At 63.2% G+C, this 25,555-nt stretch carries 25 protein-coding genes; 9 read left to right on the top strand and 16 right to left on the bottom strand.

Going from position 1 to position 25,555, the window contains the following annotated elements:
• Window positions 1-130: 130 nt before the first annotated feature.
• The 11 genes from H4V95_RS15325 to H4V95_RS15275 all read right to left on the bottom strand — a co-directional run bounded on the left by H4V95_RS15325 (window position 131) and on the right by H4V95_RS15275 (window position 12,057).
• A complete protein-coding gene (locus H4V95_RS15325; RefSeq protein WP_196867226.1) occupies window positions 131-1,375 on the bottom strand; it encodes an amidohydrolase family protein in 1,245 nt (414 codons plus the stop codon).
• 36 nt (window positions 1,376-1,411) lie between these two features.
• Window positions 1,412-1,804 (bottom strand): type II toxin-antitoxin system VapC family toxin, encoded by a 393-nt coding sequence (locus tag H4V95_RS15320; RefSeq protein ID WP_196867225.1) that lies wholly within the window; start codon window positions 1,802-1,804, stop codon window positions 1,412-1,414.
• Window positions 1,801-2,067 carry a type II toxin-antitoxin system Phd/YefM family antitoxin gene (locus tag H4V95_RS15315; RefSeq protein WP_209730977.1) on the bottom strand — a complete coding sequence of 89 codons (267 nt, stop codon included), beginning with the start codon at window positions 2,065-2,067 and terminating at the stop codon, window positions 1,801-1,803. Before H4V95_RS15315 ends, H4V95_RS15320 begins: the two co-directional genes overlap by 4 nt.
• Window positions 2,068-2,134: 67 nt before the next feature.
• Window positions 2,135-3,340: a Wadjet anti-phage system protein JetD domain-containing protein gene (locus H4V95_RS15310; protein WP_209730976.1), complete on the bottom strand. Its 1,206-nt coding sequence runs from the start codon at window positions 3,338-3,340 to the stop codon at window positions 2,135-2,137.
• A gap of 25 nt (window positions 3,341-3,365) precedes the next feature.
• Window positions 3,366-6,731, bottom strand: a complete 3,366-nt coding sequence (locus H4V95_RS15305) for an ATP-binding protein (RefSeq protein ID WP_209730975.1) — start codon at window positions 6,729-6,731, stop codon at window positions 3,366-3,368.
• Window positions 6,728-7,405, bottom strand: a complete 678-nt coding sequence (locus H4V95_RS15300) for a DUF4194 domain-containing protein (protein ID WP_209730974.1) — start codon at window positions 7,403-7,405, stop codon at window positions 6,728-6,730. The genes H4V95_RS15305 and H4V95_RS15300 overlap by 4 nt, the downstream gene beginning before the upstream one ends.
• A complete protein-coding gene (locus H4V95_RS15295) occupies window positions 7,402-8,853 on the bottom strand; it encodes a DUF3375 domain-containing protein (RefSeq protein WP_196867220.1) in 1,452 nt (483 codons plus the stop codon). Before H4V95_RS15295 ends, H4V95_RS15300 begins: the two co-directional genes overlap by 4 nt.
• Before the next feature lie 135 nt (window positions 8,854-8,988).
• Window positions 8,989-10,275 (bottom strand): class I SAM-dependent methyltransferase, encoded by a 1,287-nt coding sequence (locus tag H4V95_RS15290; protein WP_209730973.1) that lies wholly within the window; start codon window positions 10,273-10,275, stop codon window positions 8,989-8,991.
• A 9-nt stretch (window positions 10,276-10,284) separates the two neighbouring features.
• Complete coding sequence (locus H4V95_RS15285; RefSeq protein ID WP_196867218.1) at window positions 10,285-10,518, bottom strand: hypothetical protein; 234 nt, start codon at window positions 10,516-10,518, stop codon at window positions 10,285-10,287.
• A 76-nt stretch (window positions 10,519-10,594) separates the two neighbouring features.
• Window positions 10,595-11,299, bottom strand: a complete 705-nt coding sequence (locus H4V95_RS15280; RefSeq protein ID WP_196867217.1) for a cache domain-containing protein — start codon at window positions 11,297-11,299, stop codon at window positions 10,595-10,597.
• Window positions 11,296-12,057 carry a FadR/GntR family transcriptional regulator gene (locus H4V95_RS15275; protein ID WP_196867216.1) on the bottom strand — a complete coding sequence of 254 codons (762 nt, stop codon included), beginning with the start codon at window positions 12,055-12,057 and terminating at the stop codon, window positions 11,296-11,298. The genes H4V95_RS15280 and H4V95_RS15275 overlap by 4 nt, the downstream gene beginning before the upstream one ends.
• Window positions 12,058-12,363: 306 nt before the next feature.
• Here H4V95_RS15275 and H4V95_RS15270 point away from each other — a divergent pair, with 306 nt between their 5' ends.
• The 4 genes from H4V95_RS15270 to H4V95_RS15255 are packed head-to-tail and all read left to right on the top strand — an operon-like array spanning window position 12,364 to window position 16,602.
• On the top strand, window positions 12,364-13,914 hold the full coding sequence (locus tag H4V95_RS15270; RefSeq protein WP_196867215.1) for an APC family permease: 1,551 nt from the start codon (window positions 12,364-12,366) through the stop codon (window positions 13,912-13,914).
• An 8-nt stretch (window positions 13,915-13,922) separates the two neighbouring features.
• On the top strand, window positions 13,923-14,528 hold the full coding sequence (locus tag H4V95_RS15265; protein WP_395939849.1) for a dimethylamine monooxygenase subunit DmmA family protein: 606 nt from the start codon (window positions 13,923-13,925) through the stop codon (window positions 14,526-14,528).
• Complete coding sequence (locus tag H4V95_RS15260; RefSeq protein ID WP_196867213.1) at window positions 14,525-15,496, top strand: PDR/VanB family oxidoreductase; 972 nt, start codon at window positions 14,525-14,527, stop codon at window positions 15,494-15,496. Before H4V95_RS15265 ends, H4V95_RS15260 begins: the two co-directional genes overlap by 4 nt.
• Window positions 15,497-15,507: 11 nt before the next feature.
• The gene (locus H4V95_RS15255; RefSeq protein ID WP_196867212.1) at window positions 15,508-16,602 is read left to right on the top strand and encodes a DUF3445 domain-containing protein; all 1,095 of its coding nucleotides are present in this window, start codon (window positions 15,508-15,510) and stop codon (window positions 16,600-16,602) included.
• A 65-nt stretch (window positions 16,603-16,667) separates the two neighbouring features.
• On the opposite strand, the gene H4V95_RS15250 is transcribed toward H4V95_RS15255, so the two are convergent.
• A complete protein-coding gene (locus tag H4V95_RS15250; RefSeq protein WP_209730972.1) occupies window positions 16,668-17,141 on the bottom strand; it encodes a DUF6194 family protein in 474 nt (157 codons plus the stop codon).
• A 62-nt stretch (window positions 17,142-17,203) separates the two neighbouring features.
• A complete protein-coding gene (locus tag H4V95_RS15245; RefSeq protein ID WP_209730971.1) occupies window positions 17,204-17,932 on the bottom strand; it encodes a GAP family protein in 729 nt (242 codons plus the stop codon).
• A gap of 117 nt (window positions 17,933-18,049) precedes the next feature.
• Here H4V95_RS15245 and H4V95_RS18825 point away from each other — a divergent pair, with 117 nt between their 5' ends.
• The 3 genes from H4V95_RS18825 to H4V95_RS15230 all read left to right on the top strand — a co-directional run bounded on the left by H4V95_RS18825 (window position 18,050) and on the right by H4V95_RS15230 (window position 21,425).
• Window positions 18,050-19,306: a histidine kinase gene (locus tag H4V95_RS18825; RefSeq protein ID WP_209730970.1), complete on the top strand. Its 1,257-nt coding sequence runs from the start codon at window positions 18,050-18,052 to the stop codon at window positions 19,304-19,306.
• A gap of 56 nt (window positions 19,307-19,362) precedes the next feature.
• The gene (locus H4V95_RS15235; RefSeq protein WP_245346235.1) at window positions 19,363-19,992 is read left to right on the top strand and encodes a response regulator transcription factor; all 630 of its coding nucleotides are present in this window, start codon (window positions 19,363-19,365) and stop codon (window positions 19,990-19,992) included.
• A 140-nt stretch (window positions 19,993-20,132) separates the two neighbouring features.
• A complete protein-coding gene (locus tag H4V95_RS15230) occupies window positions 20,133-21,425 on the top strand; it encodes a DUF1524 domain-containing protein (RefSeq protein ID WP_312884058.1) in 1,293 nt (430 codons plus the stop codon).
• A gap of 111 nt (window positions 21,426-21,536) precedes the next feature.
• Here H4V95_RS15230 and H4V95_RS15225 read toward each other — a convergent pair whose 3' ends face one another.
• Window positions 21,537-22,016: an excalibur calcium-binding domain-containing protein gene (locus H4V95_RS15225; RefSeq protein ID WP_209730968.1), complete on the bottom strand. Its 480-nt coding sequence runs from the start codon at window positions 22,014-22,016 to the stop codon at window positions 21,537-21,539.
• 113 nt (window positions 22,017-22,129) lie between these two features.
• On the opposite strand from H4V95_RS15225, the gene H4V95_RS15220 reads away from it, so the two are divergent.
• Window positions 22,130-23,134 (top strand): threonine/serine dehydratase, encoded by a 1,005-nt coding sequence (locus H4V95_RS15220; RefSeq protein WP_209730967.1) that lies wholly within the window; start codon window positions 22,130-22,132, stop codon window positions 23,132-23,134.
• Between the two features lie 118 nt (window positions 23,135-23,252).
• The gene (locus H4V95_RS15215; protein ID WP_312884057.1) at window positions 23,253-24,071 is read left to right on the top strand and encodes an HAD-IA family hydrolase; all 819 of its coding nucleotides are present in this window, start codon (window positions 23,253-23,255) and stop codon (window positions 24,069-24,071) included.
• A 37-nt stretch (window positions 24,072-24,108) separates the two neighbouring features.
• On the opposite strand, the gene H4V95_RS15210 is transcribed toward H4V95_RS15215, so the two are convergent.
• Window positions 24,109-24,618 (bottom strand): universal stress protein, encoded by a 510-nt coding sequence (locus H4V95_RS15210; protein ID WP_196867205.1) that lies wholly within the window; start codon window positions 24,616-24,618, stop codon window positions 24,109-24,111.
• An 84-nt stretch (window positions 24,619-24,702) separates the two neighbouring features.
• Complete coding sequence (locus H4V95_RS15205) at window positions 24,703-25,554, bottom strand: fumarylacetoacetate hydrolase family protein (protein WP_209730966.1); 852 nt, start codon at window positions 25,552-25,554, stop codon at window positions 24,703-24,705.
• Between the last annotated feature and the right edge of the window lies 1 nt (window position 25,555).

The following is a 25,555-nucleotide window of genomic DNA, read 5'->3' as shown; positions in this document are numbered from 1 at the left end:
ATCCCCGTTATCAAGGTGCTAGCCAGCCGTAATGCCGAAGGTGGACCACCGCGCGACCGGCGTGTTTGTGCGGTCGAGCTCAGACCGAGTTCAGGTTGATACTCATCGAAGGCTCGGAAGACCTGACCGGCTACCCCTCCTGAAACTGCAGCACGCCGCCCTGGTAGACCTGCCCGATCATGCCCCTCAATCCAGCCAGTTGCTCGGTCGATTCCAGCAGCCCATTAAGCACCACGACGTCGGCCAGGTGCTTCTCGGCCAGCCGGCCCACAGCACCCACCGGTGTGATCAGCTCACCCGGCACCGACGTGGAAGCGGCCAGCACCTGCTCAAGGTTCATGCCGGCGTCGGCCATGAGGGAAAGTTCTTCCAGATTGTCTCCGTGCTCACCGACACCGGCATCGGTGCCCATTCCGATCTTCACGCCGGCCGCAATTGCCCGCGCGACCGACTGTCGGTGGTTCTCCGCAACCCGTTGCGCTTTATCGATGACCTGCTGCGATAGTCCGCTGGAGCCGGACTCACCCTTGCGGATTACTGCCAGGGGAGCGGAAAGGGTCGGCACCAGGTAGGCCTCGGAGTCGAGGAACAGCTGGATTGCTTCATCGGTGAGGTAAATGCCGTGCTCGATCGTCCGGACTCCCGCCCGCAACGCATTGATGATCCCGGCGGTTCCCTGCGCGTGTGCCATCACGTATTTGCCCTGCATCCCGGCTTCCTCGACGATTACAGCGATCTCAGCGGGGGTGAACTGGGAGTGCCGCGGATCGGTGGTCGGCGAGAGCACGCCTCCGGTGGAACAGATCTTGATTTGGTCGGCGCCTGCCCGGAGCAGGGTGCGGGTCACCTTCCGGACTTCCTCGACGCCGTCGGCGATTCCGCTCGGGCGCCCGGGATGGGGGCCAAAGTCGGGCGACTCAAGCCCTGAAGGGTGCCACATATCGCCGTGTCCGCCGGTCTGGGACATGATGCTGACCGCCAACCGGAGCCGTGGACCCTTGATGAGGCCTGATTCGACTGCCGTCTTGGCGCCCAGGTCGGCACCACCGGCGTCGCGCGCTGTCGTGACGCCAGCCCGCAGCGTTGCCTCAAGGTTCTTGACGGACTCGTAGAACTGCAGCGAATAGGGCTCCACCATCGACTGGATGGAACCGGGCGTCGAAGTCATCACATGCACATGCAGATCGATGATGCCCGGCAGCACCGTGCGCCCGGCGCAGTCCACCACGGTGGCCTCCGCGTACTCCGCGGCCAATCCGGCGTCCCGTCCCACGGCCACAATCGCTCCGTCCCGGAAAACGACGTCGGTGGCGCCGGGGAGGAAGCGTTCGCCGTCGAACACGTGGCCGTTTTTGAGGACAGTCGCTTGCGTCATGGGTGCCTTTCGCTGGTGGTAGTGGCCTAATTCACCCTACCGGGGTGATACCGCTGAAAGTCCCGCATCTACTGCTGCGGCAACAAGCTCGCCGTCATACGCCGCCAACGAATCCGCCTCGAGGCGGAGTGCCACCGCTAGGTGAATCGCGTCTGCGCTGCGTAGGCCATTGGACAAGGCGGCTGCATACACCATGTCCGACCGGGTGAGGTCAACGAGGCTGATTCCCCGCAGGACCGCATTTACCGCGGAGGACGGGATGCCCAAACGTCTACGCGAGGCGCAATGTAGCTCGGTGTAGAGCAGCATTGACGAGACAAGCTGATCTCCTCTGTCGGCAGCAGTGGTGAGAAAGTCAGCGAGCGCGCTGGACTCTTTTTCGTCGATGATGAGTTTGAGTGCCGCCGACGTGTCGACGTAGACGATCAACGGTCTCCCCGCAGATCAGACAAAATTCCGGTAGTTTCCTCGCCCGGGCTACGGGGCAGGAGACGAAAATCGACGCCGCCTACAACTGCGGGTCTGATATTGCCTGATAGGAGCAGTTGCTCAAGGGGGGACGCTGACGGCGGAACCAGAATCGCCGCGACTTCACCGCTGTTGGTGACGGCGATTGTTTCGCCACCTTTGACGCGTTCGAGAATTTTGCTGCTCTGATTCCGCAACTCTCTATGGGGAATTTGGGTTGTCATAAGTAGCCTCCGTACCAGGGTTCAGTACCTGTAGCAACTGTAGCACATCGGGAATTAAGGTGGACGTCTATCGTGCTTTCTGTGCTGATTGCAGAAGTTGCGTCAGGGCATAAGCCCACCCAATCCGCTCCTGCTCAAGCCGCACGTTCCCAAGGCGCTGGAGCTCGGCCACGACGACCAGCTCGTCCGGTAACAGATAGCCGAACACGCCACTGTTCGGTGAGGGTTCCTCCACCCACAGGTCACGGTGGGCCCTGAGGGTTTCTAGGTCCATCAGCACCACCGACACGTCTGAGCAGGACGACCGGACCCGGTTGAGAATCCCGAACCCATGCGAGTCGAGGTCTCCCCAATAGACCACGTGGCCGTCGCTGACCCACGGGATCCCGCTCAACCGGCCCACTGCGTACCCGGAACCGTGGATCACCACGGCGCCGGGTACCGGGGGCATTGCGACCACGGATTCGAGATTCTCGAAGACAAACACAGTTCGGGGCTGGATGTGCAAGTCAGCCAGCTCAGTAATCGGGACGGCAACGTCCACCAACCCGCCGGGAGCATACTCAGGATCCAGGAATCTTATTCTCACCTGGGCGGGAGGTAGCGCCAACCCCAACGAATCGTGACCGGTTACCGCAGCAAACAGCCGCTCCACCAGCACACGGTGTATGGAGATCCATTTGGTGTCCACACCGCGAACCGGCAGTTGCCTGATATACAACCCCGAATCGGGGTTGGCCTCCAGCCAGAGAAGAACCGACAACAGCCGCTCGAAGTCGATGTCGGCCAGGTCCGATAGTGCTCTGGAGCTGCGCTGCACTGCGTCAGCGACACGATTGCCTCGATCGCTGGTGGACTCACCGGCAACAGGGTCATCAGGAACACCGGTGCGCGCAGCCGGCCCGGGCGCAAACTGCGTCAGCAGTGCGTCGGCCCGGCTACGGATCTGCAACCACTGGGATCCCTTCCGAGCGAATCCAGCGATTGCCGCCGCACCTTCCAGTCGCAGACGGTCGGGTATCTCCTGGCTTCCAACGCTCGCCCAGCGGCGTGTAGTCCAGACCACCGAGTCATCCAGGCCAGCGTTGCGCCAAGATGTCACCCAGGCGATAGCCGCAGCCTGATCCGCCAGAGCGCCTGATTCTGTCGGTGGGTGCAGCGGAACGTCCATCAACGCGGTGCCTCTGCCCACCGACCACTCACCGAAGCTGCGGGAGTACTTGGTGGCCGCTGTCCTTCTCGCCGCCTCGACGGTGACCCAGGGGCGGGCCATTAGGAAACCCGTCCCCAATGCGTGGTCATGCGTCGTCCAGCGAGGCCTGCAGTTCTCCGTCGTTGACTGACACCACACCCATCCGGGAGTCCTTGAAGTCCCGGCACACCACAAGCGCAATACCGCCCACGTAGTCTTCGAGGGTTTGTAGCAGTTTGAGGGGCGTGGCAAGCACCATGTGGAAACCGAATTCCAGGAACACGTTCATGGCCATCTTGGTGAACGCGCTGTCCGCCTTGTCGAACGCCTCGTCGAGGATTACGGTGCCGTACCCGGGGATGTCGTCCTCATCCTCAGCCAGCTGGTAGCGCAGGGCTGCCGCCAGACAGAAGATCACCAGCTTCTGACGCTGCCCGCCGGACAGGCCCGCGCTAGAATCATGGATATTGACTGTATGCCCGGACCCATCCAGTTCCACCCCGGTGAACCGGACGTGCAGCCGCGTGTCGAGGCACTGGTTCTGCCAGCTTCTGTCCCCCGATTCGCTCGAAGACAGGCGTGCCATCAGCCGGTTCATCACGTCAAACTTCTGTTCCGCAGCGTCCCGGCTGCCAGCCGCCCAGGACCCGGCCGAGACCGTCTGGAGGTCCTGCATGAACCTGGCTTTGACTGCCGAGTTGTTGTCCTTGACAGTGATCTTCAGGTACCGGCCCTGGTCAAAGGGTGACCGCCTGAGCGAGCGGTTCACTGGATCGATCCGTTCCCGGATCTGGCCCGGGGCGCGCCGGATCTCGTTCGCAAGCTGCCCCACGTTCCGCTGCGCCTGGCTCTCCAACAGGTCGAAGAACTTCTGTTCGAAATCCGGCAACCGATCCGCCCGGAGCTGCCCGAGAATGTCGAGGAAACCGCCGCGATCGGTGATCTCGGGGGTCAGATCCCCTGCCATCGCGTGCCAGAAGTTGATGAAGCCCCGCTGAATGTCGGCAATGGCCTGCTCCGCTTTGAGCGCCGTTCTGCGCGCAGCGTTCTCGTCCTCGGTGAGCGAGTTGCTGACCCGCAGCGCGACGTCGTCAATCTGCGCATGTGTGATGCTGCGCCGTACCGATCGGAAGAGCTGTTCGAGGGTTGCCATGTCCTCGGCCTCGACGGAACCCGTGTCCTGTCCGATGAGGGCGTCGATGACGGTTTCCAGCTCCCTGAGCTGGCTCCGATAGTCGGCGAACCGGGTACGCACAGCGGTTTCGTGGTTCTTCGCAGCGGATCGGCGCTCCGACGCCTCCGCCTGCGCCTTTTCGGCTAACCTCAGGTCAGTGCTGGCGGCGAGCAGCGAAGTCAGCTGCTGCTGTTGCTGCCGCCTGGCAGCGGTTGCGGCCGTGACGTCCAGACTTTCCCAGCTCTGCCGGTTCAGGGATTCGAGTACCTTGACCCGGATGCGTGCCGCTTCGCGGAGCCGCTCAGCCTTGGTGACCTGCCCGTTCACGGCGTCGAGTTGCCCGGTGACCTCCCTCACCAATCCGAGCAAGTGTTCGACTTTGGCCTCGTTGTCGAAGCCCAGGATCCAGAACTCCCGGTCCTCGACCCGGTGGCGGTCGTCCTTTTCGTAGCGGGTCCGTGACCGTTTCACCTGCCCAGCGATGGTGACAGCCTTCTCCAGGCCCTTCAGCTCGGCCGGGTCATCGACGCACTCGTAGTCATACAGTTTGGACAACTGTCCGTGGACCCACTCCGCCATTGGGCCCCGGTGAACCTCCAACCTGTGGATCAGCGAGCGGTCGGAGCGGGCGGTGCGCGGTGCCTCGATCCGATTGCCGACGGCTTCCACTACCAGCCGGGTACCCAGGTCGATGCTGTTCATCGCTGCGGAGACGGCGCCCTCGTGGACTGCCGGAACAGCCATGATGGTGGCCAACGGACGAAGCACCCGTTCCAGGGCCCCGGTCCAGGACGCATGCTCGCGTCGTACCTGGATCAGTTCGGCGACGAACGGTAGCGACGACGCCGGTAGGCCGGTGGCGTGGCAGATCAAGCGCCGCGCGTCCAAATACCGTTTGTCCATGTTGGAGGACTGTTGGCGCAGCGACCGAACCTCATCGGTCAGCGCGTCACGACGACGGGTCAGATCGGTTCGCGTGTCCCTTAGCCCGTCCAGCTGGGCATCCCCGCGGACCTGTGCCGCAGCCAGTTCGGCACGTTCCCGTTCGGCCATGGACCGCAATTCCTCAAACTCAACAGCAGTGCTGGGAAACTCCACACCCACCGAGGTGAGATCGTTCTCCAACTCAGCCTGACGGCGTCGTACGTCTTGTTCCCTGGCCTCCGCAATGGTCAGCCATTCCTTCTGCTGAGCCAGAGCCTGGCCGCCGCTGTTCTCCACCTGGGCGCGGGCGAGGGAATGAGCCCTTTCCGCTGCCTCGATTGCGGCAGCTGCAGCAGCCAGCTCGCTTTCGGTCACCTTCAGCAGCTGGTCGGCTACCGCCTTTTCCTCTGTTGCTAGCCTGAGCTTCCACCCATCCTTAAAGGGAGTGAGCGCTTGCCGCAGACCGGCTGTCCGGTCCATCGTGGAGGTGCTCTCCTCATAGTCCTGACACAGCGGGACCAGCGGTTGAAGGTGCTCCACCTGCCTGCGGGCCTCCACCACGAGCCGGTGGGCCTCGGCGAGCTCGGAGAACTGGTCGACGGCGGTCTTCGCCAGCTTGAAGGTAGCCGGCTCGTCGAGCATGAAGTTGCGGAACAGCTCATCCAGATTCCCGAGGCTCTTGGCTGACTGGGTTTTGTGAAGCAGGAGCAGCGCGTTGTCGCTGCCAATGCCCAGGAGGCCCCGGAACTTCCGGGCAAACGCGGAATGCTGGTCGGTGACGACGGCGGCGCCAGGCCAGCGGGCCTTGATTTTGCGGGTCTCCAGACCGTTGCGGGCAAAGTCCTCGAAATCGGTGAGCTGTACGTCCTCCTGGAGCAGGATGTGCAGCTCGCTGACCTCCGCCGGAGTATTGCTGCCCCGTTTCAGGTGGTACAGCTTGGTCAGGACCACCGGTTGTCCACTACTACCGTTCCGATAGCGCAACAGGATGCCGCTCCAGGTAGCACCCGGCCGGAGGTGGTCGCTGGCCACCTCGCCCGTCACTTCGTCGGCCTGCCGCCGCCATGCCCCGCGGATGTAGCTGACGATCGACCGGTCCTCGCCCCGACTGGAGGCATCCTGGGCTGCTGCGTTGAACCTGAGCCATTTGCGTGGGGTCAGTACAGCGGCGATGCCATCGAGCAGGGAGGATTTCCCGGAACCCGAGTGGCCGGTGATCAGGAAGCCCTCGCGAGCCACATCCACCCGGTGGTGGCCCTGGAACGTCCCCCAGTTCACCAGTTCCACACTGTCCAGCCTCCACTGGCCGGGATGATTGTCCGCGGCGTCGGCGGCCTGGTTGAAATCAAGGCCCGGTAACGCTTCAGTGGTCACGCCGATTCTCCCTTCACTGGTTCGGGGGACAGGTTCCGTCCGTTGGCAAGCCTGCGATATTCGGCCTGGACTGCGGCGATCTCGTCAGCCCCGAAAATCAATCGAAGCACGGGGGAGACCTCGAACCTGTCCTCGGTGCTGGTGGCCGCGAGAATGCCGTAAGTGCTCATCTTCTGCCACGAGGAGTTGATCCGTTTGGCAAAGCCGGCTGGATCAGAGTCATCGGCCCCGCGGTACACCTGCAACTGGTCCGCGACCTCGTCCTTGCCCACAATGACCCGCTCGCGACCGTCTCCGTGCAGCAGCTGTTGGCGCAGGTGCAGCAGCATGGCGGTATCCATGAAGGTGAGCGGATGGCTGCGCATTACTTTTGGAATGTCGGTGTCCGGTGCCTGGGCGTTCCGGGCAAAGGCCAACTGACTTTCGACGTCGATCACCAGTTCAAGGTAAGCGTCCGCCAACCGGGAACGGATTTCCCTCTCGTCGTTGAGCAGTGCCGCCCAAAGGTGGCCATGACGCTCGGCGGAGAGGAACGGACCGCGGTACAACTGGACCAGTGCCCGACGGGATGCGTCGCCGAGCGTTCCGGTATCGCCGTCCCACAGCCCGCCTCCAGCGTCGGAGGTGTGCGTGGGAGGGTCAGCCGTGATGGATTCGTCAGTGTTGAAACTCATGTGATCCTCCGGGTGAAGAGATAGCGCGGCACCACACCATACCTGGCTATGCCTTGGGACGAGTGCCAGGTCACCGGTTCGTCGCCGTCGAGAAGGCGGCCCTGCGCTTCGGCGAGGACCAGGAGGCCCACCACGCTGGCCACCCCCTGGGTGGCCGGGCGCGCGTCCAGGATGTCAGCTATCGTGGCCGCACCGCGGCGGTCGAAAACAGCGTTCACGTTGCTCACCAGTTCCTTCATGTCAATTTCTGAGGCGCGAGCCAGCGCCCGTAGCTCGCGAAGATCCACGGGTTCGGGTTCGCGGGTCACGATGCCAGCCACGGTCTCTGAATCGGCAGGGTTGTGCAGCGAGAACGCGGAGATGGATCCGAGGGGCATGGACGTGAGGTCAAGGTCGAGCGAGGTTGACTGCCACACCCTGACGGTTCTGCTCAGCTCCACACCTTCGCGCAGCGTGTCCCGGAGCAGCGAGTTGATTTTGCGGTCTTCCTCGAGTTCCTGGCTTTGGACAAACCGGCGAAGGCTGCGGGAGAGGTTTGTCATTACCTCGTGGATTTCGCCGCTTGAATCCTGGAGCGACGGGAGCAGGCGCCTGAGAAAACGAGTCTGACGTGGGGTCAGCTCTCCCGCGAAGTCGCGGTCCAGTACGTTGCCCACGGATACCTCAAACTCGGCGCTTTGCTCGGGGTCGAGGATGAGGGAGAAGAAACCATTGAAGCTGCGGCCGGCATCGGACTCGGAGAGGTGGTCCACGCCGCGGAAGATGTCCTCGAGCACTGTGCCGCGCGATCCTTGCTGGCTGATGAGCCGCTCGCGCAGGTTCCGATTGATCAACTCAAGTTCAGCGCGGACCCTGGAGAAGTCGCTGGGGATTTCGTCAGCCAGGAGGAGAAGCTCCTTGACGCGTTCCAGCGCCCGTCCGGTGTCCAGCACTTCGAAATCGCCCGCCTGTACCCGTTCGATTTCGGCAGCCAGGCGTTCCTGCTCGGCCCTGAGGGCGTCGAGCCGGGAGGCTGAGCTCGGATCGGTGTCCTGGGCAAGCTGGCGCAGCGAGCTGAAAATGCTCGACAGGCGGGACTCCGTAACCGCCTGCCGCGGTTCGGCGAGCTGGGAGACAAACTGGATGGCGGTTAGGGCCCCCTGCGACAACTCGAAGGTTTCGCCCCGTGCCTCTTCCGACGCTCTGCGGATGAGGATACCTTCCGTGCGCCACTCCGAACAGTACGCCTGGGAGGTCTGAGGCAGGTCGAACCCGTGGTCGCGAAGGTTTTGAAGGTCGTCCTCGATCAGATCGAAAAGCTCAGGAGCAGGGCGACGTCGGCTGTCTCCCGCCAGATGGGCGCCCAGCAGCGCGACGGCGGCAGCGGCGTTGCGTCCGCGGAGGAGCGCCCAGGCGGGGTGGTCCTTAAACAGCCGTTCAGCGGCGTAGGCAGCGCTGAGTGTACTCACGGCTTCAACGGTACAGGGATCGGGGAGATGCTTCAGCGAGCACCACGGGCGTGTAGGGGGCGCTGCGGATGAGGTGCCGCAGGGGCGCACCTGTTTTGTCGCGATGCGTCGAACCAGGCCCTTTGCGTTCAGTAGTTACAGCCAGTCGGCTCGCCGCAGCGGTGGCTCCGCGCCGCCTGGTCGCTGCGCCAACACCTGGTTCACGCCGGTCAGCCCGTTCTCAAACCCAAGCGCGCTGGTCGCCATATAGAGCCTCCAGACCCGTGCACGACCCTCAGTTGTCAACCCCACCGCCTCCTCCCAATGATCCTCGAGGTTCTGCACCCAGGCGCGGAGGGTGAGGGCGTAGTGTCGGCGCAGCGCTTCGACGTCGAGCACCTCCAACTTCGCCGACTCGAGGGCGCCGAGCATCACGGTCAGGCTGAGCATCTCGCCGTCGGGAAAGACGTAGCGCGGAATGAACGAATCGGGATAGGGGCGCATCGTGTCGCCGGCGTTCCACGAGATGGCGTGGTTGAGCAGCCGGCCGCCAGGGCGGAGCAGACCGAACAGATGTGCCGCATAGCCGCCGATCTGATCGCGCCCCACATGTTCGGACATGCCGATGGAGCTGATGGCGTCGAACGGGCCGTCGTCGACGTCGCGATAATCCTGGACCCGGATCTCCACCTGGCCGGTCAGCCCGGCCTCGGCCACCCGTTTGCGGGCACGCTCGGCCTGCTCGGTGGACAGGGTGACGCCGACGACGACGGCCCCATACCTTTTCGCCGCGTGAAGGGCGAAGCTGCCCCACCCGCAGCCCACATCCAGCACCCGCATCCCCGGCTGCAGGCCGAGTTTGCGGCAGACCAGGTCGATCTTGGCCGTTTGCGCTGCGTCGAGGCCGGTATCGGGGGAGTCCCAGACCGCGCAGGAGTAGACCATCGACGGACCGAGGACGAGCGCGTAAAAGTCGTTGCCGACGTCGTAGTGGTGGGAAACCGCGGCGGCGTCACGCTTCTTGGAGTGCTTCCGGCCAGCCCGGTCGATGCTGATCTCCTCGGGCGGCGGCGTGGGATTGCGGCCGATGGCACCCAACCGGATCGCGGTGCCCAGCAGCTTGGCGCGTTCGCGGAGGGTCAGGGGGCTGAAGGGTTCGAGGTCGGCGAACTTCCCGACGGCGCTTAGCGCTGAGAAGCTTTCGTAGAGGTCGCCGGGGGCATCGATATCGCCCGCCACGTAGGCGCGGCTCAGGCCGAGCATGCCGGGGGACCAGAGCATCCGCCGCAGTGCCCGCCGTGAACGGAACTCGATTACCGGCGCACCGGCGGGTCCTGCCTCCGATCCGTCCCACGCCTTGAGACGGAGTGGGATTTCCTCGGTACCCAGGACAATGGCCAACGCCTCAGCCAACCGTGCAGCGGACCCCCGTGATTTGCTCATAGGCACTGTCTACTCCGGTTTGGCTGAGACGGCTAGGGGTATTGCTGTCGATCGCCGGGGCGGGAGGAGGTGTTTCCTTCGCAGCGAGAGGAACAGGCCAGCGTAGGCGAGGGCGAAGACGGCGGTCATCGCGACCGACCACGGCTCAGCGCCGGAGAGGGCAAGGACGACGGCGTACGCGGCGAAGATGAGCGCGAGGCTCATCGCGCCGATGGCGAGCGCCCGGGCGGCCCGCTTGTTCATTCTCGGAGGATTCCTATCCCTGCGCATGGCTCCATTCAAGCACGATGACATCTCGCTTGTGACCATCGCTCCGTGCTCAACAACCCCCACACAATAGCGAGAATTCAAGGTGGGGCACGTCGATCGGGATGATTTCTTTGTCCCTCGGAATGGAGCGAATTCGCTCGCCCACCAGGTAGGCACCTGAGTTCCCGACGACGACGCGTCCGTTTCCGTTGAGAAGCGCCGCGTCGCCAGGGATAGCACGAAGAAAAGGCATGAATATCTCTTCTAGCTTCCTGATCCTGATGTCGCAGCCAGCTACTCCAGCGAAATTCCCCTCGAGCATAATGGGAGCGGAGTGAGTGAGGATGTATTCGTCGAGTCCCAAATAATCGACGTAGGGCCCCCACGCAGTCTGTTCTCCAGTGCGGTTGGCGGCGGCAAAAAACGGCATATTTTGATAGTCGTAGAACCGTTCCCCGCCGGGCGTCAGATCAAACTCCAGTTTCTCGACGTTTCCGGAGCGCTTGATCCACCACTCCAGACCACCTTCCCTGCTCCTGATAACCTCCCGGGAGAAAATGACGCCGGCTCCGACGACAAAACTATGTGCTTTAAGGAAATTCCGGGTCATGATCTCCAGTCTCGCGAGGTCGTTGCGCTCAAGGCTGAGGGGACTTGGGTGGTCCAACCACAACGCCGCCGTCTGCTCCGCAAAACGATGAACGTCGAGACCCAGCGTGTTCATCCAGGCAGCAATTTCATCGGCAGCCTTCATCGCATGACTATTGGTGGTCACGGGCGATCCTCCTGGGGTGTCGGATACCCGAGAGACAATTTGGCATCCACCAAATGATGAACGTCCTGCCGAATGTGATTCAGCACTAGCCGTTGCGCGTCTTCAGGAGAGTCGTCGGCGATAGCGCGGGCCAAAGCAAGGTGCTCGGCCGCCACACGTTCCGCATCTCGGGTTAACGACACCGGAGTCCACAGTGCCTGAACCGTTTCGGCCTGCAGCCGTATTTCGGCGTTTGTCAGCCTGGGCGATTGGGCCAGAACCGCCAACTCAATATGAAACCTGCTGTCGGCGCGAGCTTGCAGTTCCGGTTTGTCCGACAGGACAAGGGCCCGGGCGAGCTCAAGCAGTCTGTCGATTTCGTGAGGCTCGGCCCGCTCGCAGGCCAGCCGCACGGTCGCTGCGGCAATCGCTGCATGCTCGTCGCCAACATCACGAATCTCGGCGATCGATGTTTCTTCGAACCATTTTCGTATGGCATCGGCGGAGGTGAAAGGTTGTTTGACGATGAATGTGCCGCCGTTGCGTCCGCGTCGGGTGGTGACGATTCCCTGATCCCGCAAGTCGGCGAGAGCTTCCCTGAGCGTCGACGGAGCAACCCCGAACATCTCCGAAAGGGCCGTCTCCGGCGGGAGACGTTCCCCAACCTTCAACAGGCCCAAGGCGATGGCTTTGGAGATCCTGTTGACGATCGCCTCGGAGCGTTCTGTTTCGGGCAACGACCGGTAGACCTGGGCTTGAAACGCGGTAGTAGCTGCCAAGAAACGACTCCATGCGGTGTAGGGACTAGGCCCGATTCTAACCCGTGTCGAAGTTTGATCCTCCGGGTGGTCAGGTGGGACGTGCGAGATCCGTTCAAGGCTCGGCTTGTGCTTCGTTGAGTTTAGCTGTGACCTGGCAAAAAGCAATGGAAGCAAAGGTTAAATTGCGAATATGTCGGATTAATGGCTCTTTTACGGGCTTGAGTCTGGCCAGACTCTGCTTCTTGCTCTTTTAAACCTTTGGAAGTAGGGTTTTTCGAATGTGGCCCTGCTCACAGACAATCGGGCCCGACCGGAAGGAGTTCCATGCGCGGAGACATCACGGAGCCTGCGAAAGAGTTGGACGTTGACGAAGACGCTCAGCACCTCGCCAGCCTTGGTTACTCATATGAGAAGCAGTTCAAACGGGAGATGACCTTCTGGGGAAACGTCTCCCTGGGATTTACCTACCTGTCACCGGTAGTGGCCATTTACTCCTTGTTCGCGGTTTCCCTGAGTGTTGCTGGACCCCCGATGTTTTGGTCCCTGGTCATCGTCGGATTCGGTCAGTTTTTTGTCGCAACGGTTTTCGGTGAGGTAGTGGCGGCATACCCGGTGGCTGGCGGAGTCTATCCCTGGTCACGTCGGCTCTGGGGCCGCAAATGGGGTTGGATGAACGGCTGGGTGTACCTCGTTGCTCTGCTAACCACTATCGCCAGCGTCGCATACGGAGCCGGGCCATTCCTGAGCACTCTTGTCGGCATGGAGAACAGCACAAATTCCGTGATCATTGCCGGTCTGGTGGTCATTGCGCTTGCGACGATCCTGAATCTTGGCGGAACCAAAGTTCTGAACACCGTGGCAATGGTTGGGCTCCTGGCTGAACTCGGCGGTGCACTCGCAGTGGGAACCTGGCTATTCGTGACTGCCCGCCAGCACGATCTCAGCGTTCTGTTTCAGTCGTTCGGGGCGGGGGAAGGCAGCGGCTATTTTGTGGCCTTCGCAGCTGCCGGGCTCATCGGCATCTTCCAGTACTACGGTTTCGAAGCGTGCGGTGATGTGGCGGAAGAGGTCCCGAATCCCGGGCGGACCATCCCCAAAGCCATGCGGATGACCATCTACATTGGTGGTTTTGCTGCAATGTTCGTTTGTCTTTCCCTGATTCTCGCGGTGCCTGACTTCGCTGCAGTGATCTCTGGAGAGGACGCAGATCCCGTGGGGAATGTACTCCTCTCTGCCTTTGGACCTATCGGTTTCAAAGCTGTTCTCGTGATCGTCTTGGTCTCTTTCCTCTCTTGCGTGGTGAGCCTGCAGGCGGCCACCTCCCGTCTTGCCTATTCGATGGCGCGCGACGGCATCCTCCCGGGCAGCAAGCTCCTGCGCACCTTCAGCGAATCACGCCACGTACCTCCCTACGCACTGCTTCTCGCAGGACTGGTTCCAGCGCTCATCGTCATTGGATCAAAAGTTTCCAGCGACGCACTGACAGTCATCATCTCGTTCGCCGCGATGGGCATGTACATGGGGTTCCAGATGGTGGTCCTGGCGTCGCTGCGGGCTCGCCTTCTCGGATGGAAGCCTAATGGAGCTTTCCAACTCGGTGCTTGGGGTATCCCGGTGAACATCGCGGCCCTCGTCTGGGGAGTGCTTGGCATGATCAACATGGCGTGGCCCCGGACCCCTGAAGACGGGTGGTTCGCAAACTACGTCGTCCTGATCTCAGCGGTCACCGTCGTAGTCATCGGTCTGGTCTACATGGCCTGGAAGAAGCCTTACCTCCTGGGCGACGCTCCAGCAGCTGACGCTGTTCCGGCGGCGACGTCAGGTAACAGCTCGGACACCCTGGCCCCGACAGTGGTCGAGAAAGATGAGAGGTAACAACGCTCATGCTCATCACTGGCATCAAGAGTCGCCCCGTGTACGACAAGCTCACCCCCATGGCGAAGGGCTTGACCCACGTGGCTGCTGCGCAGGGCAGCGGCGGAGAGCCGCTGATGCGCCTTCTCGGCGAAATGAATCCGGCACAGCTGTCCGCGACCAGCGTCCTGTACTCGACTGAATCGTTCACGGGCCGAAACTATTTGGCCGAACTACAGGAATCTGGCGTGGGTCACCTCCTCGTCTTTGAGAGCAACGGCGATGCAGTTAGCGGTCTTGACTCATTCCTCGCCGGGGCCAAGATGGGCATTCGCTTGTACATTTCGGGCTCTGAGGGCTTCATCGGCACCTCGATGCAGGTTGCCACCTCTTATGGGATGAATAGGGACGAGGTGCTGCGAGAGCACGCAGGTTCCTTCGTCCGACGTGTGTGGTGCGCGCACTGCAGTCACTATTCCGAGAACGTAACCCGGCGGGTGTTTCGGTGCCCCGGGTGTGAGAGAAATCTGGTTGTCCGCGATCACTACTCTGGGAGGCTCGCCGCATTCCAGGGAGTGAAAGCCGACGGAGAAGTGCCTGGGGAACTACCGGAAGACGAGGAGTTGGATACATGAGTGAAGCGCACAACGGAGCCCTGCGGCTGAGAGTCGACCGGATCGAAGCGGTCACACCGGAAATCAATCGATATACCTTCTCCGCCGAGGACGGGACCTGGCTTCCACCCTTCTCTGGAGGGAGCCATGTTCGGGTTCTCATTCCGTTTGAGGGGGAGACGCGTCGCAACGCCTATTCGCTCATGAGTTCGCCCTATGACACGAGCAAGTACCAAATTGCCGTCCGTCGTATTGACGAAGGAAAGCGTGGCTCAATTGCCATGCACCGGAACGTCCGGGAAGGCGATGTCCTCTCCGTCACGACGCCAGCGAACCTTTTTCCAGTATCGAAACACGCTCGCCATCATCTGTTCATTGCCGGTGGTGTCGGTGTCACTCCGATCTACTCGCAATTGGAAGAGCTAAGCGTCAAGGGAGGCTCGTTTGAGCTCCACCTGGCGGTTCGAGGGTCCGCTCATGCCGCCCTCGGCCGTGAGCTCAAGGAACTCTACGGGGATCGGGTTACGCTCTACGGCCTTGGGGAAGGCTCCCGGCTGAACTCGGCAGAAATCCTCGCCGGACGGCCACTTGGCACTCATACCTACGTTTGCGGACCAGCTCGGATGGTAAATGACGTCATCGAGGCGGCACAGTCACTCGGATGGACCGAGTCGCATATTCACTACGAACGGTTTGAAGACCTCGGATCTACCGGAAGTCCCTTCACAGTCACTCTGGCCCGGTCTGGAGCAGAAGTAGTGGTGTCGCCGGAGCAATCGCTATTGGAGGCGGTGGAAGAGGCTGGTCATAAACTGCCCTACCTCTGTCGCGGTGGCGCATGCGGTGAGTGCGAGACCGAGGTTCTCGAACTCGAGGGCACTATCGATCACAGGGACGACTGGTTGTCTGAACCCGAGCGGTGCGCCAACACGCTCATCATGCCCTGCGTCTCGCGCGCCACCTGCACAAAACTTGTCATCAACGCCTAAGGAGAGCTCCTATGACAGCGATACCTGAGTCAACCAAATTTACTACCGACGAAACCTACACACCTGAGGGGCAATACCGATTCGCCAACTCCCGTGAGGGAGTCCGTCGACTCCCGTTCCCATTTCCGGACGACGAGTATATGTACTCGATGAACCTAGAACCTCATGTCTCAGCTGGCACCGGCGCCCTAGTGGCCGCATTCGACATCGATGAACACTATGTGTCCGAGTGTGCCCATCGCGCGCAGATGCTCGCGGAGATGCCAGGTGTCCACTATCTGGCGTTGCCGCACATGTTGGAGGCGCAGTGGGACCTCCTGGAGCTCATCTTCGAGTCCTACAACAGGGATTTCCCTGAGCACTTCACGCTTACCAAGAACGGAAACGAGTGGCGGTGGGAGAACCGGCTGCTGGGCATTGATGACTCTTTCACTTTCGGTGATCCTGCGACGCTGCCAATGGATCCGATGGAGTACGCGACGCGGCAGGCCCAGGGTGAGTTCGTCGTTCTTGAGGAGAGAGACAACACCCTTGTCATCGGCGCTGGTATGACGACGCAGCGGGCAGACTATTCCCTCCAGTTCAATATGGGAATGAATTTCGCCGAGTTCCATGGTCCGGTGCCGAAGGTGGACAAATTGGGCATTCTCGACCGAGCGCTTAAGTTCCTGCTTCGGATGAAACCCGGCCACCCAGTCCGGCGGGTCAATTGGTCGCTGACCGTTAACCCCCGACTTGAGACCTCGGTGGAAACGCTCCCTGAATGGGCGCCGGATCGGGCGAAAGTCACGGCCGAAAATGCAGGAGAGAAGGTTTACCTCCGCATCGAACTGCAGCCTTTGCACCGTCTGCCCCGGTCCAATGCCATAGTGTTCCCGGTCCGTACGTACCTTGTCAGCCTGGCTGAACTTGTGGAACACTCACCGGATTGGGCAAAGCGAGTACACCGGGCTCTTTCTTCACTGGACCTCGAACTCGCCGACTATAAGGGCTTCCACCGATACCATGGGGCCGCCGTCGAGTGGCTCTCCCATCACGACGACGGAGCACCCCTCGCAACTGGCTATCCCTGGATTCAGGACGGAATTCAGCCTGGCGATAGCTGAGCCATGCGAAAAGTAGGTGAAGGCTCGCTAATGGGACGGATATCCGTCCCATTGGCGAGGCCACCTCAGCCCCGCGGGTCGTACCGATTCCGTGCGAGATCGTGGGCCAACTCCAGCAGCGGCCTCAGCTCAGCCGTGGTTTGCTCCGCCGGATTGATGACCGACACCCAGGCCTGCGACGCGTAATTCGGGTGAGGAAACAGAACGTCCGACGCGGCGACGTCGTGATCCGAAAGGTGCTCTGCAGCGTCCTTCGGCGACCGACCGAAGAGCGTTTCAAAGGCCGAACGACCGACGGCGACATTCACCCTGAAGACTCCGGGCCGGTCGAGATTGGACGCCTCGTCGAATCCCTTGTAGTTGGAGCCGACAATTGTCGCGAAAGGGAACCGGTGCGTGTCAGGGGTGTCGCCGTCGGGATCGTAAAAGAAGAAAGTATCTCCCCACGCGCTCTCGGGCGAACCATCTGCAGCGCTCGCGGTGAGAGACACGACTCCCGGCAGTGCAGAAACGATCTCGATAATCTCGCTCTCCTCCATTCGCCACATACTGCCAGTTGGCAGGAACCGGAACAACGAAACGCTCGTCAACCAAGCCTGAGTTAGAGCACCCCACCGGCGGTGTTGACCACCAGCAGGACGCCGAGGATCCCTACCACCCAGGACAGGGTGTTGGTCGAATTGCGGGTGAGCCACCCATCAAGTTTCATCAGCGCCGGATCAACCCAGCGGGCCGCCACCAACCGCAGCAGCAGAAACACCAGCGCCGGAAGAATCATCACCAGGCAATACGCTGCCAGCACCCCGCCGGACAGCGGCCAGCCAACGTCCGAAGTGGTCAGCAGCCCGATCGCCCCCAGGTAGGGAAGCATCGTGGCCACCTCCACTGTCCCGGCGCCCACCGCCAGCCCCATGAGCGCGACACCGCCCGACCCGTCACCCGTGCCCGACGACGGCGTCCCCACCGCGCGGTCACGCCACCGCAGGACGCGCGACGACGGCGGCGCCCCCTCCTTCTTGTCCCGCTTGGCCTTGGCCTCCAACTGGAAACTCCAGATGACGAGGACAATCCCAGCCACAAACAGCGCCGTCAGCATGAGTCGGGAACTGAACAGGCCGCCCAGCCGCTCCATCGCGGCCTCCGCACCAAACATGACAGCCAGCCCCACCCCGAAGTAAAAGGATGCCACCGTCACCAAGAAAAGCAGAATACGCCCTACCCGCAGTCTTCCGGGCGCCAACATCAGCCACAGCGGAATCATCAGGGTGCCGAAACTCGTGGAATCGATCAGGGCGAGCGCGGCGAGCGCTCCAGCAAGTGCAAGTGTCATGCCAAGGACGGTACGGCTGGGGACCGTCCGGCGGCATCTGCGATAAGACTGATCTGGGGTGAATCAATACAACTTTCGGCCGACTCCTGCACGGGCCAGCTGTGATGCAATGAACTGGTGGACAACACCAACCTGCGCCGGGACGCACTCACCGCAGCCATCACCCTGGTCTGTGGGCTGCTGCTGATCGGGCTGGGTCTTACCGGGGTGTGGGGCGGCCAGACCGCTCTGGTGCGCCTGACCGACGACGAGCGGTGGTGGTTCGCCCTCCCGCTCGCCGTGTCCTGTGTGGTCCTCGTCTTCAAACGGCGCGCACCCGTGACCACCCTGCTGATCGGCGTGATTGCGCTCGCCGTCGACCTTCTCCTCGGCGGCAGCATCGCCATGCTCCTGCCCTTTTTCGACCTCCTTTACACGGCAGCACTGATCGTGTCTCCCCGGGTGCGCCGCGTGCTGTGGATAGTTGCCGGGGTGTTTGTAGCCCTCCCGGTGATCTACCGGCTCGCCAACACCGGCGACCTGGAAATCACCGTCCTCACTGGCCTGCAACAGGCAGCCATCTTCATCGCCCCGCTCTGGTGGGCCATGGACGTGCGGCGCAAGACCGAGCTCGCCGAGGTCGCCGCTGCCCGGGCCGACGCCGTCGAGCGCCTCTCGCTCGCCAGCCGACAGCAGGCCATCCGGCAGGAACGCGACTCGCTCGCCCGGGACCTGCACGACGTCGTCGCCTCCCACCTCTCCGCGATCGCCCTGCACTCGGGCGGCGCGCTGGCCACCCCGCCCGCCGAAGCAAAGGACCGGGCAGCGCTCACCCAGGTCCGCCGATCGGCCCTCGAATCGATGGAGGACATGCGCACCATGATCGCTCTGCTCCGCAACCCCGACGTCGAACCTGGCGGGGATGACCAGTCCAGTGCAATGGACGGGTCACCGCACGACGACGACACCGCCGTCCCGCGGTTGACTCACCTCCAACCCCTCGTGGACCAGGCCCGGGCCAACGGTCTAACGGTGACGGTTGATAACCAGCTCGCCCACCTGCCGGGTGGGCGCGTCAGTGCGGCGACCGAACTGGCCGGGTATCGGATTGTGCAGGAGGCGCTCACCAACGCAGCCAAGCACGCCCCGCGCAGTCAGGTCAGCGTGCAGGTCATCCCGGACCACGACCCGGCCGGCACAGGCATCACGATCCGCAACACCTTATCCACGGAAGCCGGCACTGACTCGCCGTCAGGTCTCGGCCTCGGCCTGATCTCGATGCGGGAACGGGCAGCGGCCATCGGGGGACAGGTGACGGCCGGCGCGACCGCCCACCACTGGACGGTCGCGGCCATCCTCCCGCTGACTTCTTCCCCGGCGACGGCGACCCCGTGAACGGCACGCCGATCCGGGTACTCCTCGTCGACGATCACGCAGCCATCAGGGCCGGCATGCGGTTCATCCTCGAAGCAGCGCCCGACGTCGAGGTGGTCGGTGAAGCATCCAACGGCAACGCGGCGGTGGCCAACGCGACCGCACTACGTCCCGACGTCGTGCTGATGGACGTACGGATGCCCGGAATGGACGGGATCGCGGCCACCCGGACCATTGTTGGCGCCGGGCTGGCACAGGTGCTGATCCTGACCACGTTCGACGTGGACGAGTACATCTTCGGCGCGCTGCGGGCTGGCGCGGCCGGGTTCCTGCTCAAAACCGCCGAGCCTGCGGCTTTGCTGGAGGCGGTCCGTCGGGTCGCGGCTGGCGACGCCGTCATTGCCCCCGAAGCGACCCGCCGCCTCCTGGAGGCGTACGTTGCCCTGGATCGCGATGCGTCACTCCTCACCGCCGGGCAGGACACCGCGCCCGCCCCGAGCAGCAGCGGGCCCGAGGACCAGCTGACCGAACGGGAGACTGAGGTGCTCGCACTGATTGCCGAGGGGCTGTCCAACCGGGATATTTCAGCACGGCTCACTATTTCGGCGGGAACCACCAAGACCCACGTGTCACGGGTGCTCACCAAGCTCGGCTGCCGGTCGCGCACCCAGGCCGCCATCATCGCCCGGGAGGAGCGTCTGGTCTGATGCCGGGCGGCCGACTGATCAACGGTAGGCTTCGCTGACAATCACTTTCCTGGGGGAACCACTTGCCAAATTCGTCGCTGCCACCTGACCCGTTGACCGAGCCGGCGACGGATAAACCGAAAATCAGGATCTCTACAGCGGTGGTAGCAGGTGCCTGTCTCTTCCTGATCGCATTGGGCCTCATCACCAGCGGACCCAGTGGCGCCCTCGTGATGGCGGGATTGGTTGCGTTCTTCACCGGCCTGTACGTGGTGATCACCAACCGCGCGTCCTGGGCCGGCATCGCCGGCAGGAAGATGGGCGCGATCACCATGGCGGGCGCGCTGGCCGCCTTCCTGATCGGAGGGCTCCTGGCGCCTCCGACCGACACCACCACGCCCGCGGCAGTTGCCGAGGAGGCAACCTCCGCTCCGGCCGAGGTCGAGTCGGCCACCCCTCCCGCGACGACACCGACGCCCAGTGCCACGCCGACACCCACACCCACACCCACACCAACTCCGACTGCGACGCCGACGCCCGCACTGAGCGAAGATGTCGCGCCGGTTGACGTTGACGAGTCCACCGCCGTCGACGGCGACCCGAGTGCTCCCGAAGACCAGCCGGCGTACGGCGTTCGCGCCCTCGAACTGCTGGACACCCTTGCCGTCAAGGGCCGGGCGCCGAAGACCGGATATGACCGGGACCAGTTTGGACAGGCCTGGGCCGACGTCGACCGCAACGGCTGCGACACGCGCAACGACATGCTCAACCGGGATCTCACGGCGATCATTCACGCCAACTCGGTGCCCTGCAAGGTTTCGTCAGGCATTCTCGACGACCCTTATACGGGCACCACCATCAACTTTCTGCGGGGCCAGTCCACCAGCATCGAGGTCCAGATTGATCATGTGGTGGCACTCTCCGATGCCTGGCAGAAGGGTGCCCAGCAGCTCACCGTCGATCAGCGCATCGCCTTCGCCAACGATCCCTTGAACCTCCAGGCCACCGATGGGCCGACCAACGGGCAAAAGGGAGCGGGCGACGCCGCCACCTGGCTGCCGCCGAACCAGTCGTTCAGGTGCGAGTACGTCGCCCGGCAGATCTCGGTGAAGGCCACCTACAATTTGTGGGTCACCCAAGCCGAACGGGACGCGATGGCACGGGTTCTCGGGAACTGCTCCGACCTGCTGGCTCCGACCAGCCAGACGGCGCCGGTGCCTGTGCCGGTGCCTGTGCCGGCGCCCGCACCGGCCCCAGCGCCCGCACCGGCCCCAGCGCCCGCGCCGGCCCCGGCACCCGCACCCGCACCTGCGCCGGCACCCGCTCCGGCACCGGCCGTCCCATTCGAGAACTGCACCGCCGCCCGCGCCGCCGGCGCCGCACCGGTCTACGCAGGGCAGCCCGGGTACGGCAGCCATCTGGACGGCGACGGCGACGGCGTGGGCTGCGAATAGGCGCCACTACCCAGCGGCACCGGAGTTAGACGAAAGCGGTCGGTGTAGCCGCCGAAGCAGCTACACCGACCGTGACACTCTCCGAAGAGGGTGCCTAGCCAGCAACGAACCCTATGACTGGATTGCCGCGCGGCGAACCAGGTACGCCCCGCCGAGAGCAGCCGTCAGGACCAGGCCGCCGCCCAGTGCAATGGCGCCCAAATCTGTGCCTGCCTGCTGTGCCACGCCGGTGTCGACGCCGCCTACTGGCATTTCACCAACCTGCGCAGGCACCGGGGCCGCCGGAACCTGAACCACTGGCGCCTCGACTACCTCCTCTACCGGAACCGGAGGAGTGTTCTGCACAACGATGGCTGCCACGATGGAGGCGTCGTAGGGAGGATTACCCTGCGCATCGCACCCGAAGCCATCGTTATCGCGGTCAAGCTTGGGCTGGTAACCAGGCGTACCGGCCGGAATGTTGTAGACCCCTACTGCTGCTGCAGCATCGCAGTTTTCGAACGGAAGAGCTACTGCAAGGGCTGGTGTAGCCGACAACGCGGTGAACCCAACGGCCACCGCAACTGCCAGTCCTGCTGTTCGCTTTTTCATGTTTCCCCCAAAGGTGTTGTGACGCCGACCACTTGTCTGTGGGCAGCCCGCCAAGCATAGCCGCATAGTCCCGGCTCCCTTCCCGAGCCCACACCACCACGTAAGATCCACCTATGGACAACGCGTACGCCACCACGGATCAGCCTGCCTCCAGCACCGACGCCCAGTTGGTCACCCTGGCTGACATCCGAGCAGCCGCCAGCCGCATCCAGGACCTGGTGTTGCGCACCCCGATAGTTGCGTTGCCCCACCCGGACCGGCCGTCAGACGTGCTGCACCTGAAAGCTGAATCCCTGCAACCCACCGGCGCGTTCAAGCTCCGCGGCGCCTACAACACCATCTCGCAGGTCCTCGATGAGTCCCGCGAACGCGGCATCATCGCCCAGTCCTCGGGCAACCATGCCCGCGCGGTCGCGTGGCTGGCAAAGCGCCTCGACCTGCACGCGGTGATCGTGATGCCCGACGCCGCCCCACCCACCAAGGTTGCCGCCGTCCGGGCGCTGGGCGCCGAAGTGGTTCTGGTCCCCGCGTCCAAACGGGATAGCCACACGCTTGAACTCGCCGCCGAGCACGGATACGTCGAGGTTCCCCCGTACGACGACCTGCGGATTATCGCCGGCCAGGGCACCGTAGGCCTCGAGCTGATTGAGCAACTGCCCGACGTCGACGTCGTCCTGGTCCCCATTTCGGGTGGCGGGCTGATCTCCGGAATCTCCACCGCCATCAAGGCGCTGCGCCCGGAGGTGCAGGTGATCGGCGTCGAACCGGAACTGGCAGCCGACGCCGCCGAAAGCCTGCGCGAGCAGCGCCGCGTCACCTGGGACACCGCCCTCACCTACCGCACGGTCGCCGACGGGCTGCGCACGCCAGCTGTCGGGGTCCACCCGTGGGAGCACATCAGGCGCTACGTCGACGACGTCGTCACCGTGTCCGAAGAGCAGATCCTCGCCGCGGTCCGTCACATTGCTGTGGAAGGCCGGCTGGTCGCCGAGCCATCAGGCGCCGTCGCCACCGCAGCCTGGATGCACGATCTCGCGCCGCGCGGTGCCAAGGTTGCGGCAATTGTGTCGGGAGGTTCGGTGGACCCGGCCCTGATGGCGCGGTTGCTCACCGGCTAGTCAAACCTGGAAGTAGCGGGCTCCTGGTAGCGCTGCGGTAAATGAGGGGAGGGCAGTTCCTCCTATCCGGACGGCGTGGGTTCGCCTACCATGGAGACCAGCCAACAAGGGGGTTGCCGTGGGCGACACACCACAGATCGTGCCCACGCTGATCTTCGACTGCGACGGCGTGATCGCCGATACCGAACAGTTCGGTCACCTTCCCGCCTTCAACCAGACCTTTGAAGAATTTGGCGTGCCCGTCCAGTGGACCGTCGACGAGTACGCGCAGAAGGTGCTGATCGGCGGCGGGAAAGAACGGATGCGCAGCATTCTTACCGACGAGCTGAGCCAGCAGCTGGGATTGACCAGCGAGGACGCCAAGGACGAGGCGATCCTGGCCTGGCACAAACGCAAGACGGCAATCTACACGGAACTGGTGGACAAAGGGGTCATGCCGGCCCGGCCCGGCATCTTCCGGGTGGTGCAGGAAGCACACCTCGCCGGGTGGGGCCTCGCGGTCGCGTCCACCGCGCTCGAACCCGAGGTGCGGGCAGTACTCACCCACGCGGTAGGGGTGGGACTTGCTGCCATGTTCAGCATCTTCGCCGGCGACATGGTGCTGGCCAAGAAACCCGCGCCGGACATCTACCTGCTGATCCTCGATGATCTGGGCCTCGAACCCGGCGAGGCCATCGTCGTGGAGGACAGCGCCAACGGACTCCGCGCCGCCGTCGGCGCCGGACTGCGCACGGTGGTCACCATCAGCGGTTTCTCCCGGGGCGAGGACCTCACGGGCGCCTCGCTGGTGGTCAGTTCCCTCGGCGATCCGGGTGAAGACGACGAACCCGCCAAAGTGCTGGGCAACCCATTCGGGATCGAGCTGGGGTCGGCCGTCACTCTGCAGACTTTCCGGCAGATCCTCGATCTGCCGGGCCCGGCGTCACCGCTTGGGTGACATCATGACGACGGCTGGTCGGCTTCCCGTGTTGCTGTCAGATCAGGTCATAGGGCTCCAGGGGGCGGTTCTCGCGGTAGCGGTCGCGCCAACGGTGGTGAGGCTCCGTCTGTCCGTCTTCATGCACCACCACGACCGGACACACTGCACGGGCTACGCAGGCATTGCTCGCTGATCCCAGATGCAAGCCCCGCAGGCCTCCATGGCCGCGTCGACCGACCAGCAGCATTTGTGCTTTGGCTCCGGCCTCGACCAGACGGGTTGGGGCGTGGCCCCGGACAGTGGAGCTGGTGAAGCCGGGAGGCGGCTCGTCGCCAAACGCTTCGTGGATTGCCTCGTCGAGGCGTTTGCGTGCACCTTTTTCAAAGATGGTCATATCCGGAAGAAGATATTCTTCGTACATTTTCGGATAATCCCAACACGCGATTGCGTGTATTTCGGATCCGAGCGCTGGAGCCAGTTTCGCGGCCAGACGCAGGGCGAGGATGGAAGGTCCAGAACCGTCGACGCCGACGACTACATGTGGATCCTCCGCGTTTCTTTCCATCACAGTCCTCCTTGACTAACGCGGCAACCAGAAGTGCGTTGTAACGCCGATTTTACGCCTGGAGAGACTGTTTCGGCGGAAAACTCAGGAGTTGATAATGCGCTGGACCTGCTCGCCGAGGCCTTCAATACCTATCGTGACAACGTCGCCCGCGGCCAGGTAGGGGAACCGGCCGGAGAGCGCGACGCCCTCCGGGGTGCCGGTGTTCACCACATCTCCCGGATCCAGGGTCATGTACTGGGACAGGTCGCGGATGATCTCCGCGACGCTGAACACCATGTCTGCTGTGGTGGAATCCTGCCGAGCCTCGCCGTTTACGCTCGAATACAGCCGAAGCGCCTGCGGGTCAGCGACCTCTTTGGCTGGCACCAGCGCGGGTCCCATCGGATTGAAGGTGGGAGCGCACTTGCCCTTGGACCACTGCCCGCCGGAATGGCCAATCTGGTAGTCCCGTTCGGAAACGTCGTTGCTGATGGTGAACCCGGCGATGCACGCCAGCGCCTCCTCGGTGCTGTCCAGGTAGGAGGCACGTCGGCCGATCACGACCGCCAGTTCCACCTCCCAATCCACCTTCTGCGCGCCCGGCGGGATGACGACGTCGTCGTTCGGTCCCACCACGGTGTTGGGGTGCTTGAAGAAGATGATGGGAGCGGCCGGTGGCAGATCGCCGGTTTCGGCGGCATGCGCCGCATAGTTCTGGCCGACGCAGACGACGGCGCCAATGTTCGCCAAGGGTGCACCCACCCGAAGGGACGTGGCCCCGGAGAGCTCCGGCAGCTCGCCTGCTCCCAGCGCATCACGGACCCGCCCGATCCCGCCATCCCTCAGGAAGGGCCCGGTGATATCGGCGGTGAGGGCGCGCAAGTCGTACACCGTGCCGTCCTGGCGCACCACCGGGATTTCGTGGCCAGACTCACCCCACCGCATCAGTTCCATC

Source organism: Arthrobacter sp. CAN_C5 (assembly GCF_017875735.1).
Taxonomy (GTDB): Bacteria; Actinomycetota; Actinomycetes; order Actinomycetales; family Micrococcaceae; genus Arthrobacter_D.
This window is presented reverse-complemented; position numbering and strand designations above follow the sequence as displayed.

What these genes read in the sequence shown, in the direction of transcription:
- H4V95_RS15310 (WP_209730976.1), bottom strand. Translation starts at nt 3,340, where the DNA reads ATGGCCCGCCCCTGGGTCACCGTCGAGGCGGCGAGAAGGACAGCGGCC.
- H4V95_RS15270 (WP_196867215.1), top strand. Translation starts at nt 12,364, where the DNA reads ATGCGCGGAGACATCACGGAGCCTGCGAAAGAGTTGGACGTTGACGAA.
- H4V95_RS15290 (WP_209730973.1), bottom strand. Translation starts at nt 10,275, where the DNA reads ATGAGCAAATCACGGGGGTCCGCTGCACGGTTGGCTGAGGCGTTGGCC.
- H4V95_RS15265 (WP_395939849.1), top strand. Translation starts at nt 13,923, where the DNA reads ATGCTCATCACTGGCATCAAGAGTCGCCCCGTGTACGACAAGCTCACC.
- H4V95_RS15235 (WP_245346235.1), top strand. Translation starts at nt 19,363, where the DNA reads ATGCGGTTCATCCTCGAAGCAGCGCCCGACGTCGAGGTGGTCGGTGAA.
- H4V95_RS15245 (WP_209730971.1), bottom strand. Translation starts at nt 17,932, where the DNA reads ATGACACTTGCACTTGCTGGAGCGCTCGCCGCGCTCGCCCTGATCGAT.
- H4V95_RS15225 (WP_209730968.1), bottom strand. Translation starts at nt 22,016, where the DNA reads ATGAAAAAGCGAACAGCAGGACTGGCAGTTGCGGTGGCCGTTGGGTTC.
- H4V95_RS15285 (WP_196867218.1), bottom strand. Translation starts at nt 10,518, where the DNA reads ATGAACAAGCGGGCCGCCCGGGCGCTCGCCATCGGCGCGATGAGCCTC.
- H4V95_RS15250 (WP_209730972.1), bottom strand. Translation starts at nt 17,141, where the DNA reads ATGGAGGAGAGCGAGATTATCGAGATCGTTTCTGCACTGCCGGGAGTC.
- H4V95_RS15325 (WP_196867226.1), bottom strand. Translation starts at nt 1,375, where the DNA reads ATGACGCAAGCGACTGTCCTCAAAAACGGCCACGTGTTCGACGGCGAA.
- H4V95_RS15220 (WP_209730967.1), top strand. Translation starts at nt 22,130, where the DNA reads ATGGACAACGCGTACGCCACCACGGATCAGCCTGCCTCCAGCACCGAC.
- H4V95_RS15260 (WP_196867213.1), top strand. Translation starts at nt 14,525, where the DNA reads ATGAGTGAAGCGCACAACGGAGCCCTGCGGCTGAGAGTCGACCGGATC.
- H4V95_RS15255 (WP_196867212.1), top strand. Translation starts at nt 15,508, where the DNA reads ATGACAGCGATACCTGAGTCAACCAAATTTACTACCGACGAAACCTAC.
- H4V95_RS15315 (WP_209730977.1), bottom strand. Translation starts at nt 2,067, where the DNA reads ATGACAACCCAAATTCCCCATAGAGAGTTGCGGAATCAGAGCAGCAAA.
- H4V95_RS15300 (WP_209730974.1), bottom strand. Translation starts at nt 7,405, where the DNA reads ATGAGTTTCAACACTGACGAATCCATCACGGCTGACCCTCCCACGCAC.
- H4V95_RS15205 (WP_209730966.1), bottom strand. Translation starts at nt 25,554, where the DNA reads ATGGAACTGATGCGGTGGGGTGAGTCTGGCCACGAAATCCCGGTGGTG.
- H4V95_RS15210 (WP_196867205.1), bottom strand. Translation starts at nt 24,618, where the DNA reads ATGGAAAGAAACGCGGAGGATCCACATGTAGTCGTCGGCGTCGACGGT.